This is a genomic window from Streptococcus sp. 4094 (genome assembly GCF_013277125.1).
Taxonomy (GTDB): Bacteria; Bacillota; Bacilli; order Lactobacillales; family Streptococcaceae; genus Streptococcus.
On the sequence record NZ_VMMI01000005.1, the window covers coordinates 77121 to 91160 of the forward strand.

Below are 14040 nucleotides of genomic sequence, written 5' to 3' on the forward strand. Positions count from 1 at the left end.
ACTGCTTCCTTGTGATATTTTTATCAAATTTATTTTATCATGAATCCACTGATAAGTAAACGCTAATATAGCGACATTCACAATCTTTTGTTTTTCTCTTCTTTCTATGATACAATGGAAAAAATGAATTCAAAAGGAGTTTTTTATGACTTACCCCAATCTCTTGGACCGCTTCTTAACCTACGTTAAGGTCAACACGCGCTCTGATGAACACTCTACTACTACTCCAAGTACGCAGAGTCAGGTAGATTTTGCTACAAATGTTCTTATTCCTGAAATGAAACGTGTTGGACTTCAAAACGTCTACTACCTTCCAAATGGTTTTGCAATTGGGACCTTGCCAGCCAATGATCCAGCTCTAACACGAAAAATTGGCTTCATCTCCCATATGGATACTGCTGATTTTAATGCCGAAGGAGTCAATCCACAGGTAATTGAAAACTACGATGGTAGTGTGATTGAACTTGGAAATTCTGGTTTCAAACTCGATCCAGCCGACTTTAAGAGTCTTGAGAAATATCCAGGACAAACGCTCATCACAACCGACGGAACAAGCTTGCTAGGTGCTGATGACAAGTCAGGAATTGCTGAAATTATGACTGCTATTGAATATCTGACTGCCCACCCTGAAATCAAACACTGTGAGATTCGTGTTGGTTTTGGTCCAGATGAGGAAATCGGTGTTGGTGCTAATCAATTTGATGCAGATGATTTTGATGTGGACTTTGCCTACACAGTTGATGGTGGTCCATTAGGTGAGCTTCAGTACGAGACCTTCTCAGCAGCTGGGGCTGAATTGCATTTCCAAGGACGCAATGTCCACCCTGGTACTGCAAAGGGACAGATGGTAAATGCTCTGCAATTAGCAATTGATTTCCATAATCAACTCCCTGAAACTGACCGTCCTGAACTGACAGAGGGTTACCAAGGTTTCTATCATCTTATGGATGTGACAGGTAGTGTCGAGGAAGCGCGTGCAAGCTACATCATTCGCGATTTTGAAAAAGATGCCTTTGAAGCTCGTAAAACAACTATGCAGTCTATCGCTGATAAGATGAATCAAGAACTTGGTAGCGACCGTATCACCCTCAACTTGACAGACCAGTACTACAATATGAAAGAAGTCATTGAGAAAGATATGACTCCAATTACCATTGCCAAAGCCGTTATGGAAGATCTAGGTATCACTCCTATTATCGAACCAATCCGTGGAGGGACAGACGGCTCTAAGATTTCCTTTATGGGAATCCCAACTCCCAATATCTTTGCTGGTGGCGAGAACATGCACGGTCGTTTTGAATACGTCAGCCTTCAGACTATGGAACGTGCAGTTGATACAATTATTGGCATCGTAGCTTATAAAGACTAAAAAGACGAGGTAGCTCAGCTACTTCGCCTTTCTTTTTATTCTGCTGGTTTTTCTTGATTTCCAGTAGCTGTAGAAGATTCTGTTGTTTCATTTTTTGAAGTTGATTCAACAGGTTTAGAATCTCTTGTATTGGTTGGTTTGTTTTCGTCGCTAGCAGTTTCACTGTTAGATTCTGCAGTTGCGTTTGGTTGGTTCTCAGCACTGGTATTATCACCATTTGCCTCGGCATTTCTTGCTGGACTTGTTTCTTCACTTGCGCTAGCTTTTGACTGGATTTGGTGATTCAAAACTAGAATAGCTTTTGTCAATTCAAGTAAAGCTGCTTTGTCTTTACTCTTAGCAGAAAGTTGATCTAGTAATGCATCCACTTTATCAAAGTCATCATCAGAACCATTATTACTTTCTAAATAAGAGTGAAGCGATATGAGAATATCGTAGAGTTTTTGATAGAGTACAAGTGTCTGAGGATCTTGTTCAGCATTTTCCTTCTCTTGTTGAAGGGCGCTAGCGATACGAGTCAAGACATCTTTTACCTGGCTATTTACTTCATCCAAGTCTGCATCAGCCTTGTTTGTGGCAGCTTTGAGATTTTCTACTTCTTCTGCCAAGGATTGTCTGATTCCTTCTTCTTGGAGTTGTTCCAAGAGTTGATTTGCCTTGCTCAAAAGACTTTCTACTTCTTCCTTGCTAACATGATTGACATGTTCTTCTTTTTTAAGATCAGGATAAAGATCTTTCAAAAATTCATAAATCGCTTGCTTAGCAGATTGGCTATCAACTGTTTCTTTATCTAAAACTGTTTCATTTACTTTTGCAGAAGTTGGCTGATTTTTTAAAGCCTCTTCTACTTCTTGTTTTGTTTGATAAATGCTTGGGAACAGTTTATTCAAGTCCACAGCCTTACGGAAGGATTGGGATTGATATAAAGTAAAAGTCAAATTAGCTACTTTATTACGAAGCTCATCACTTAAACGGCCATCGTTTACATGCTCATAGAAGTACTTGATGTATTCCACTGTTGTGTCACCAGTACGATCATTAAAGTCTTGAAGAGCTTGAAGTTGTGATTCAACTGCTGCTAAACCAGCCTCATCTTTAGCCAGTTTAGCTTCTTGGAGTCGAACGAGAAGGTCTTTCTTTGGAAGTCCATAAGAGTCTGTATCCAAGGTATTGATTTTATCAATCAAGGCCTGATATTTCTTATCTAAAGCACTTGTTTCAACAGGTTTGACACTTTCATCAATATGGATATATTGCTTATCAAAGAGATCTAGTGTCGCAAGATAACCTGCTGTAGAGTTAGTTGCTAGTTTCTTCATATTTTCAGTAAACTGACCTAAGGCTAACTCAATCTGTCTTTGTTCGATAGGCTTGTCTTTGTAGATACTTCTGCTGTCAGCTAGAAGTTGATCTACTTTTTCCAAGACTGCCTTCTCATCAAAAGCTCCAGGTTGGTAGTTGGATTGTAGGGCTGGAATCTTGTTTTTCAAAGCTACTTCATATCCCTTAGTTTGCACCTTGATGTAGTGATTGTGGTCGCCATGAGGAATTACAAAACTACCATTTTCTACCTGTAAACTATAAGGTGATACACCATCACGCAATGCGGTCGTGTAAAGTTCATTTAGGAAATCAAGTTCTGGATTCCCAGTTTGCAGTGGCAAACGAACATGTTCCTTACGAACAGCATATGGGTGGATATGAGTTGGATCGTAGGCCTGGTCTGGATTTCCAAAGACAAAGAATCCGTTTGAAATTCTAATAGCTTCAAGTGGAACACCATAGGTCTTAGAAATATAAGCAATCTTTTCTTCATCACTAGCATCTCTTGAGAAAGACTCTACTGTTTTAGCAAGAGGTTGAACAGGCTCTGCATCATGATGTGCTTTCAAATGATCCTGAGCTTCCTTAATTTGATCAGCTGTCAAATCCTTCTTGAAGAAGTAATGATTGTGGTCTCCGTGACTCATGACAAAGCCTTGATCATCCTCACTGATGACACGATCGGCATCAAAACCGTGATCATGGTCTTCCCCATGATGGTGGTCATGCTCATCACCATCGTGATCGTCATCATGGGCTGGGCTTGGTGTTACTGGCGTTTTACCTCTCAAATGATCCTGCGCTGCCTTAATTTGCTCTGCTGACAAGTCCTTCTTGAAGAAATAATGATTGTGGTTACCATGAGTCATGACAAAGCCTGCCGCATCTTCCGCAATAATACGATTAGCATCAAAGCCGTGTCCATCTTCTTCATGTTCCTCATGTGAAACACCAGGATTAACTGGAAGAGATGGCAAAGGTGTTGTTAGACTATTACTTGGAAGAGTCGGTTGTCCAATTTGATTCAACTTAGGAATGTAATGGAAATGATCACCATGTCTTACGATATAAGCTGTTGCTGTTTCCTCAACAATATCTTTTGGATTAAAAATATAGCCATCAGATGTTGAAGAGATAGGCTTATTTGTAAGTAATGAGGCACTATTCAAAGTAGATGGACTACTTGAAAGACTTCCTAGACTAGACGCTACTTCATGAGGTTTTTCATTTGTAGAGACCGTAGAATCAGTTCCACCGATAGGCACCATTCTAGCAATCTTTTCTTCTAAGGCAGAAAGCTTGCTGTAAGGAATAAAGTGATAATGGTCGCCATGCGGAATCGCAACTCCATTTGCCGTGCGACTGATAATCTTAGCAGGGTCAAAGACCAAACCATCTGATTCACTGTAACGTTGGTCACTAGGCGAATCATAGAGTTCCTTCAAAAGACTCTGGAGATTTTCAACTTTGCTTTCTGACTTGCTAGTTGAGCCTTGTGCTACAGATTGCGTGTTATTGTCACTAGCTGTTGAAGAATAGCTTAGCTGACTCGGTTGCGTATTTTTCCCATCTAGATGAGCTTTTGCTGCTGCTAATTCACTAGCAGACAAATCACTTTTTGGAATGTAGTGATAGTGACCTCCGTGAGGAACGATATAAGCATCACCAGTATCTTCGATAATATCAGCTGGATTAAAGACATAACCATCATCTGTCGTATAGCGCCCCTGAGATCTTGCTACAGCAACATTAGAGTTGACCTTCTCATTATCTTTACCATGTTCTTGTTTTTGGCGATTGATTTCATCTTTTGTTCGTACATTTTCTGCATGAGCTGCATCTTTTAGGTAGACATAATATTTTCCATCTACCTTGATGATATACCCCCCCTTGACTTCATTGACAATATCTCCATCCTTAAGTTGGTAGTTTGGATCCTTCATCAAGAGTTCTTCACTAAAGAGGGCATCATAAGGAACTTTCCCATTATAGTAATGATAGTGATCACCGTGTGATGTTACATAGCCTTGATCTGTAATTTTGATGACAATTTGCTCAGCCTGAATTCCTTCTTTCTGGCTAACCTGATCTGGTGTCAAGTTTTCACTTTTCTGACTTGACTGGCTGCCATCCACATAAGAAACACGATTATTGTCCTTATTTTCCTGCGAACGATGCTGGTTCAGTGCATAGGCGCAAAGACTCAAGGATACGATAACAGCTGATCCAGCTGCTATATACTTTTTACTGAATTTCATAAATCCCTCATTTCAATAAATGATGAAGCTTTTTCTTAACTTCTTTTTCTCGGTTAAACATTTTTTCTAAACTGGTTATTTAACCATTTAATTAACCAGTAAATAGTTTACCTTTTTTAAGTTTATCTGTCAAGATTTTTATATCATTTAAAAAAATAAAAGCCAGTATTACTACTGACTCTTACATTATATCGATTTAATAGGATAAACTTATGCTTCTGGCTTCGTCTCAATTGACTCACTACCTTTTAACAAAGCAAGTAATTTTTCTGCCCCTGTCATGATGTCATTATTATCCATGGTTTGCAGGCTCAAGTTACCTCGTAAACTAGCCAGGGTTTCAGTCGCAGTAGCTTTCAGACTAGCATCCGTTACTTTATCAAGTAAAGCTTCTACTTCTTTGAGTTTAGCTTCTACTTTTGCAGTCTCTACTTGATGGACTTCTGGCTCTTCTGTAGTATCTTCAGCTTCTTCCTCTGTCTCGTCTTCATCAGTGCTCGGTTTATAAAGATTATCTGCTGAAGGATTTAAACCAGCGTGATTCTCTTTTTCATCAGATTCAGAGCGAGTTGGCTCACTTACTTCATCATGTTCCTTATTTTCATCAGGTTTACCGTCTTGGTCTGCCTTATTTTTACGAACATGGTCGCTAGCATTACCCCAACCATTATCTGAATGAGGACGTTGGTCCGGATGTTCAACGTAGTATTTTACAGTCGCAAATAAATCTTCTAAGGTATAACCCTCAGGTGCCTTATAGAGTCCTTCGTCAAACCATGCAAACTTAAGATTATGATAGTGATCAAAGTGAGGAATGATAAAGTAACCATTCTGTACAGCTACAGTATACTGTAAATGATTTGGTATTTTTTCTAATGGTACCTTGTTCTCAGCTGTTACGCGGTTATAGATAGCTTCTGTCCCTGTTGCCTCTGGTTTTGCTTCAGTAGAATTTGGAGCTTGTAAGCCTTTTTCTTTAGCATAAGCCTGAGCTGCTGCCCTTTCAGCTTCAGATAAGCTGTCTTTTTTAATCCAGTGGCTATGGTTCAAGTGTGGAGTGACGTAGGCATTTCCTGCATCACTTTCAATATCATGTTCGTCAAAAATGTAGCCATCTGAGGTTGTATATTTACCTGCTAATTTCGCTAATTTAATTTCATCGTTTGTATAGGCAATTTGAGCATTTGGTTTGCCAAGGCGTTCTGGGTGAGTAATTGGTGCTAAGAATGCCAATAAATCATCTACCAATTTTACTTTATTATTAGAAGATTCATTATTCAAGCGTTCTGCTAATTTGTCTAAGGCTTGGAAATCAACAGCACGCCCCTTATTTTCAGACAAGGCTTTATGAGCCTGGGTTAACAGATTATAAGCTTTATCATAAAATTCTTTGTCACGAGAAGAGACGTTTTCTTTCTTCGCAACTAGAGCATGTGTCTCTTGAGTTTTATTAGACAAGAGATTTTCAATAGCATCAATCTTATCCTTAGCCAAGTCTTTAGCAAAAACATAGTGACTGACACCAGCAATTTCCACAACATAGCCTTTCCCAACTTTTCTAACAACCTGTTCTACTGCAAAATTAGTTTGTTTTTTCTCAGTTGACGGTTGAGCTTGCGGTTTTGGTGCTGGTTTCAAATAATGCATTCCTGGCACGACTGCACCATTTTGCCCTTTTAACAGAATCATGCTTGCAATCCTCTGCTCTAAATCAGACATTTGTGAATAAGGGATAAAGTGATAATGATTTCCGTGAGGCACAGCAACACCATTTGCTGTACGATCTGTTATTTGTGCTGGGTCGAATACCAAGCCATCCGATTCCACATGGCGTTCTGATAAGGGTTTGGCATACAATTCACGTAAAAGGCTTGAAATATCTTCCCCTTGATTCTGATGATAAGTTGGAGTGACAGTCAGATTGTGGTTCTCTGATAAGCTTGGTTGAGCTGGATTTGCATTATGACTAGAACTTGAAGAAGAACGAGATCCCTGCTTCCCATTCCAATAGGCTTGGGCAGCAGCCAATTCTCCTGCAGACAAAGCGCCTTTTGGTATATAGTGGAAATGATTGCCATGCGGTACAATAAAAGCGTCTCCTGTATCTTCAATCACATCTGACGGACTAAAGACATACCCATCATCCGTTGTATAGGCGCCTCCAGCTGAGCTATTCGGTGCCGGCGTATTGAGATTAAAGTTTGGTTTAATGGTTGAACTTAGTTTATCTGTACTGCTTGGTTTCGTATTGTCAGAATGACTTTGAACTGGCTGACCTCCAATTGGTAGATTTCGAGCCAATTTTTCTTCCAAAGCAGACATTTGCGAATAAGGAATGAAATGGAAATGATCCCCGTGAGGAACTGCCACACCATTTGCAGTACGTTTTATAATCTGTGCTGGGTCAAATACTAATCCATCAGACTCCACATGACGTTGGCTAAGTGGCAAAGCGTACAATTCTTGAAGGAGACTAGCTAAATCCTCACTTTGACTTTCAGAATCAGTTGCAGGATTTTGAGGTGTCTCAGATTGACTCCTTCTCACACTAGATCTTGTTTCTCCCCTGCTAGAACGATATTCAACCGTACTTAATTGACCGCCTTTTCCAGATAAGAAGGCTTGGGCAGCAGCTAATTCACTGGCAGACAAGTCACTCTTAGGAATATAGTGGAAGTGATTGCCATGAGGAACGATATAGGCATCACCCGTATCTTCTATAATATCAGAGGCATTAAAGATATAACCATCATCCGTTGTATAACGTCCTTGGGCTCTGGCTGCAGCAACAGCATTATCTGTACTTGAATTATGATTATGACTGTGTTCCTGCTTCTGACGTTTAATCTCTTCTTTTGTCCGAATATTGTCCGCATGGGCCGCATCTTTAAGGTAAACATAGTATTTACCGTTTACCTTAATGACATAGCCACCCTTGATTTCATTGACAATGTCTGCATCCTTCAACTGATAATTAGGATCTTTCATCAGCAGTTCTTCACTGATAATAGCATCATAAGGAACCTTCCCATTATAGTAATGATAATGGTCTCCATGAGAGGTCACATAACCTTGATCCGTAATCTTGATAACAATTTGTTCGGCGTTGATTCCCTCTCTCTTACTGACTTCATCGGGTGTCAAATTTTCTGCCTTTTGACCAGCCTGATCACCGTCTATATAAGCAACTCGATTAGACTCTTTCTTAGCCTGACCAGCTTGGTACCGTCCAAGCTCATAGGAACAAACACTTAGGGCAAGGACTGCCACTGAACCTGCTACATATTTTTTATTGATTTTCATTCTTTCCTCACTTTAATTCTTCTGCTAAAACACTTATATTTTCTTCAAGATTTTCTAAATAGGTCTTGTCATTTTGTGGGTCTGCCTCTAAAGGATTCAGAGTTTTAAGACCCACACCTGTTGATTTGACAAGAGTTTCAGCTACTTTTGAAGAAGCATTACTTTCTGTAAAAATCGTTTTAACCTTATAGGTCTTAACAAATTCCTGAATTTCTGTTAGTTGTCGTGGACTTGGTTCTTGTTCAGGAGAGATACCTGCAATACCGAGTTGATTGAGTCCAAATCGCTTAGCTAGATAAGAAAAGGCTGTATGTTGTGTTACAAATGTTTTCTGAGTCGCTTTTTCAAATTTAGGCTGGAATTTCTTAGTCAATTCTTGAGCTTTTTTGATAAAATCTTGCGCATTTTTTTGATAAGTTTCTTTATGTTCACTATCCACCTCTGAAAGTTTATCAGCGATAATTTGCGCTTCTTCGCCAGCTTTTTCAGGATCTAGCCAAGTGTGAGGGTCATAGAGCGTTTTTTCATCGACTCCATCCCCTGCTTCCACATCTTCTAGCCCTGGGACGCGGTCTAAAGTCATTCCCTCTGAAGCCTCTAAGACCTTCACTTTAGATTTTTTTAGATTGGGATCTAAACTTCCTGCCCAAGATTCGAGCGTATGAGAATGGTAAACAAAGACATCCGCGTCATAGATGGCCGCGATGTCATTTGCTGAAGGTTCAAAGGAGTGAATTCCACTACTTGACTGAATCATCCGAACATCATTCAAGTCACCAGATACTTCCTTAACCATAGCGTAGATAGGATAAAAACTGGTCACAATTTTCATCCCCTTTCCTGTCTGACTTTCCTTTTGACTACAGGCTCCTAGCAATAAAAGAAAGACACTTAACAAGACTAAAAATAAATTTTGTTTCTTCATGAACAACTCCTTAACCATTTAATTAACTAGTAAACATTCTACTCCTAAAAATTTAATCTGTCAAGATATTTTTAGAAAAAATTTGAAATTTCTTTCACATATAAAAATCTGCTGAGTTTCAACAACTCAACAGACTTTTACTTTATTCTTCTATGGTAGAATGCTTATAACCATAAGTGAAGTAAATAATACTTCCTACTAACAATGCAACTAGGAAAGCAATCCAGGTTTCCATATTATACTGTAACATAAAGGATAAACAAATGATGATTGATAAAATCGGTAACAGAGGTACCAGTGGTGTTTTAAATTCCCCAGCTTTGGGCATTCCTTTTTCTTTCCGTAAGCGAATCAGACCGTAAGCTAGCATAATCAAGTAGGCTAAGGTACAAATATTTAAGAAGGCTGCGATACTGGCTAGTGGGAATATTCCTGCTGCTACTGCTGAAGCTAGCCCCGTTAAGATAGTAGCATTCTTTGGTACCTTGCTAGTCTTCGTTAGTTCTTTAAAGGCAGCAGGCATCAAGCCGTCACGTGCTAAACTGTAAATCATACGCGATAGGGCATAGGTCATCGAAATACAAACTGTAATCAAGGTCAAGATAGCCACTAATGACACATAGTTGGCTGCCCAACTAATCCCAACACTACGAAGGGCAAAGGCAACGGCATCATCGACATTTAGATGACTATAGTGAACCACACCAGTCAAGACAAGCGTCACCAAGGCATAAAGAATGGTTACGATAGAAAGCGATAAGACAATCCCTCTAGGAATATTTTTTTGAGGAGTCTTGACCTCATCTACAGCCATTGAGATGGATTCAAATCCCAAAAATCCAAAGAACATCAAGGATGCACCAGCCATAATACCAGTACTAGCACCATAGATTTGTCCAAAACCGTAAGGAGCAAAATTGCTCCAATTATCAAGCTTAATATTCCAAATTCCTACTAAAACAAAGAGAGCTAAAGCGGAGAATTTCAGAATGACTAGAATCGAATTAAAGCGTAAGGCTGCCTTGGCATTTAGTAAAACAAGCGAAGTCACCAAGACCAAGACAAGAATAGGCAATAAATCAACAAATGTCCCTGCTTGAGGATTAAAGGTACCATTTAAAGCATGAGGAAGAGCTATCCCATATTGAGAGAGCAATCCTTTAAAATAAGCTGCCCAACCCGAAGCCACACCAGATATGGCTGTCATGAACTCCATCATGGTTAACCAGCCAGCCAACCAAGCTGGAAATTCTCCTAAAATAGCATAGAGATAACTGTAGGCACCACCTGTAGCGGGTACTCGTGAAGCAAATTCTGCAAAAAAGAGGGCTGATAATCCTACACACAAGGCAGAAATGACGATTGAAATCACTAGGGCTGGACCAGCAAGTGTGGCAGCTGCAGTACCTGTAATTGTAAAGATGCCTGTCCCTACCATGGCTCCGATACCCAGCAAAATCAAATCCCATAACTTCAAATGCCTGTGCATCTCCGTTTTATCCAAACTTACATTCTTTGTTCTAAATATATTCATCTTTTTCTCCAAAATAAAATGATGATTCTATTTTACCATAAATATAGGGGATTTGTGACTATTTATAAAATAATTTTCTAAAAAAATCTGACTACATCTTGTAATCAGATTTTATCGATTCTAGTTCATTTCTTTAAAGGCTGCTTCTGCATCCGCATTACTGATAGCACCAAATTGAATTTTTCCAATCTTTCCTTGACTGTCAATCAGGTATTCTGTAGGAATGCTTCGAATTTGATAAGCTTGAAAGGTAGTTGCTTTAGTATCATAAAGAACTGGGATATCCTTATATCCTTGTTCTTGGAACCATTGTGGGAATTGCTCAACGGTTTTTTCACCTTGAATTCCTGGTGCAATGACACTAAGAATTTCGAAATCGCGATCTGGTTTCGCCGCTAGTTCCATCAACTCAGGCATACTTTTCTTACATGGACCACACCATGAAGCCCAAAACTTCAAGTAAACCTTTTTACCCTTATAATCAGATAACTTAACTTCTTTACCATCCATAGATTGCAAGGTGAAGTCTGGAGCATCTTTTCCAACAGCGATTTGTTGTACAGGCGTTTGTTGTTTTGGCTGTTGTGGGGCTTGAGTCTTTTTAGTTTCTTCCTCACCACAGGCCATCAATACAACTAATGACAAGAGACTTAAGCCAGCAAACATTACTTTTTTCATTTGTTCTCCTTTATTCAAAAATTCCAGCTAGAGCATTTACTTGTCCTAGTATTAACAAAATTCCCATTAAAATAATAAGGAAACCACCAATTTTCTTCAGTAGCATCATATGACGCTTGATTTTACTAAAATAAGGCATGACTACTCCTGAAGCTAGAGCCAAAACCAAGAAAGGAAGGGCCATGCCCAGAGTGTAAATGAGAGTATAGATTGCTCCTTGCCAAGCGCCATTGCCTCCAGAAGCCGCAAGCGCTAAAACAGAACTCAACACTGGACCAATACAAGGCGTCCAACCAAAGCTAAAGGTAATACCGAGTAAAAAGGCTGACCAATAACGATTGGATTCTGATTTCTTAAAAGTAAAGCTTTTTTGAACCTCTAATTTCTTAAAATGAAAAATTTCCATCTGGTGAAGGCCCAAAATAATGATAATCGTACCCATGGTATAGCGAAACCAATTTGCGTAGAGAATATTACCAAAGTAACCAGCACCAAAGCCTAGAATAAAGAAAATAAGAGAAATACCTGCAATAAAGCAAAGTGTTCGAATCAAACCGGACCAGAGAACCTTTCTCCCAAATAAGGAGAAGCTTTTTGCACTTTCCTGATCATCCAATAAAATCCCAGCATAAACTGGCAGAAGTGGAAAAATACAAGGAGAAAAAAAGGATAAAACACCTGCTAAAAAAACGGAGATTGAAAATACTAGCGTTTCCAATAAAGAACCAACTTTCTTAAGATTTCTAATCCTATTTTACTATATTCAATTTAATTTGTATGCTTTCTGCTACGCAAAATCGTATCGGGCACTATTGGACTAATTTTTTCTTTTGCTAGTCAAGGCGGATCTTATCCCCCAAAATAGCCAAAAAGCAACGACAAGGGTTACTCGTCGCTGCTTTTGTGAACGGAAACGTCTTTTAGATTTGACATTTCATAACTCATGTTTTACTTGAGTTTGGCAAGGATTGCTTTAAGTTCCTCTACTAGTTTAGCTTCTGTCTCTGCTGAGCCATTTTCTTCTTTCACGAAATCAAGGGTTTCTTGAAGAAGGTTTTGGGCTTTGGCAAGGACTTTTTTATCTACTTTTTCTGCATCTAGCTGTCCAAGAACTTTTGTCAATTCCGTGCTTAATTGCTGGATTTCTGACTCTTTCTTACGGCGAACCAACCAGAAGGCAATCACGCCTAGGAGGGCAAGTAGACTGACTACAATCACTCCTGCTGGCACCGAGTTTGTTTCAGTCATCTTAGCTGAATCTTTACTATCTTCTGTTCCTTGCTTGGCATCCTTCTTGTCCTGTGCAGGCTTGCTGTCGCTAGCATTTGCTTGCACATCTTTGAGAGAGTTCAAGGCAGCCTTCACAGACTCTACTGCAGTACGCAGACCTTGCTCTGTCAAGGAACTATCTTCCAAAGCTTTTTGAGCATCTAGGAGGACAGCTTTGGCTGCATCGATTTTCGGATCAGATACTGTTGTCAAAGCTTTCAAGCGTTGATCTAACTCTTGAGTCAAGGCACGAAGTTCAGACTTGTCAACTTGCTCTTGAGCTGGAGCTTGTGTGCTCGTTGAGCTAGCTGAAGGACTTGCTACCGCTCTAGGTGCTTGAGTCGGAGCTGAACTTTGAGATGGAGCAGGACTTGCAGGTTGACTCGGTGCAGTTGGTTGAGACGGTTGTGGAGCTGGATCAGATGGACTTGTTGGAGTATCAGGAGCTCCTTGGTCTGGCTGAGTAGGGGTAGAAGGTTGAGGTTGAGGCGTAGGAAACGGACGTGGAGTTGGTTGTGGATTGATGTTATTGATAGCATCGATTCCTGCCACTTTTGCCTGTTCTACATCCTTATTTGTTCCCCCCTTGTCCACAGCACTCTTAGCATCCTTGGCTTCTTGATCCACCTGTTGCAATGCTCTTGACTTGTCCTCAGTTGCCAAATCAAAACGATTCGAAATTTCTGTTCTCTTAGCAAATGCAGCAGCTTCAATTTCCTTAATAGCTTTTGATTTTTCTGTTTCTGTTGGAATTGCTACAGCGTTAATAGCCTTAATACCTTGTTCTTTATTATCAAGTACCTTATCAGCATCTTCTGATTTATTTATGCTATTATTAGCAGCATCCGCCACGTTTTTATACTGATTCTTGATATTCGCTTTTTCTTCTGTAGTTAAATCGTTATTTGAATCTACATTCGCAGTTTTTAGATGTAAGAGATCTAAGATTTCCGCTATCGCAGTTTTCTTAACTTCAGCTAAGTCTCCTGCTGTATGAACGTTATTGATTTTGTTTAATGCATCATTTTTCGCTGCTGCTACTTTGTCTGCATCGTCTGCTGTTGGTGCATCTATTGCTCGTTCACCTTCAGTTTTCTTAGTTGCTACTTCTTGCAATTTTTCATTTCTTTTTGCTGTTGTTAAGCTCTTATCTGCATTAATAGCTTTTGTTTCTGCGTCTGCTGCTGTTGCTAATTCGCCTTTAGCTGCTTGTTTAACGCTATTTAAGTCTCCTGCTGTATGAACGTTATTGATTTTGTTTAATGCATCATTTTTCGCTGCTGCTACTTTGTCTGCATCGTCTGCTGTTGGTGCATCTATTGCTCGTTCACCTTCAGTTTTCTTAGTTGCTACTTCTTGCAATTTTTCATTTCTTTTTGCT

8 protein-coding genes and 1 pseudogene are annotated in these 14040 nt (G+C 39.6%); 1 reads left to right on the forward strand and 8 read right to left on the reverse strand.

Annotated features, from left to right (window positions below; translation table 11 throughout):
- The first annotated feature begins 145 nt into the window (after positions 1-145).
- Positions 146-1369, forward strand: coding sequence for a peptidase T (gene pepT / locus HT721_RS01085; protein WP_173212361.1), 1224 nt, complete (start codon positions 146-148; stop codon positions 1367-1369).
- Positions 1370-1404: 35 nt separating this feature from the next.
- On the opposite strand, the gene HT721_RS01090 is transcribed toward pepT, so the two are convergent.
- The 8 genes and pseudogenes from HT721_RS01090 to HT721_RS11060 form a co-directional block, all read right to left on the reverse strand.
- Positions 1405-4950, reverse strand: coding sequence for a pneumococcal-type histidine triad protein (locus HT721_RS01090; protein ID WP_173212359.1), 3546 nt, complete (start codon positions 4948-4950; stop codon positions 1405-1407).
- 210 nt (positions 4951-5160) lie between these two features.
- Complete coding sequence (locus tag HT721_RS01095; protein ID WP_173212357.1) at positions 5161-8253, reverse strand: pneumococcal-type histidine triad protein; 3093 nt, start codon at positions 8251-8253, stop codon at positions 5161-5163.
- Between the two features lie 7 nt (positions 8254-8260).
- Positions 8261-9178: a zinc-binding lipoprotein AdcAII gene (gene adcAII, locus HT721_RS01100; RefSeq protein WP_138704499.1), complete on the reverse strand. Its 918-nt coding sequence runs from the start codon at positions 9176-9178 to the stop codon at positions 8261-8263.
- A gap of 142 nt (positions 9179-9320) precedes the next feature.
- Positions 9321-10712, reverse strand: coding sequence for an amino acid permease (locus HT721_RS01105; protein ID WP_138704500.1), 1392 nt, complete (start codon positions 10710-10712; stop codon positions 9321-9323).
- A 120-nt stretch (positions 10713-10832) separates the two neighbouring features.
- Complete coding sequence (gene sdbB / locus HT721_RS01110) at positions 10833-11390, reverse strand: thiol-disulfide oxidoreductase-associated lipoprotein SdbB (protein ID WP_138704501.1); 558 nt, start codon at positions 11388-11390, stop codon at positions 10833-10835.
- A 10-nt stretch (positions 11391-11400) separates the two neighbouring features.
- Positions 11401-12108 carry a thiol-disulfide oxidoreductase-associated membrane protein CcdA2 gene (ccdA2, locus tag HT721_RS01115; protein ID WP_138704502.1) on the reverse strand — a complete coding sequence of 236 codons (708 nt, stop codon included), beginning with the start codon at positions 12106-12108 and terminating at the stop codon, positions 11401-11403.
- Between the two features lie 230 nt (positions 12109-12338).
- The gene (locus tag HT721_RS01120) at positions 12339-12755 is read right to left on the reverse strand and encodes a transmembrane domain-containing protein (protein ID WP_173228711.1); all 417 of its coding nucleotides are present in this window, start codon (positions 12753-12755) and stop codon (positions 12339-12341) included.
- A 471-nt stretch (positions 12756-13226) separates the two neighbouring features.
- Positions 13227-14021: pseudogene (locus HT721_RS11060) on the reverse strand (DUF1542 domain-containing protein); the annotation flags it as partial.
- Positions 14022-14040 lie beyond the last annotated feature (19 nt).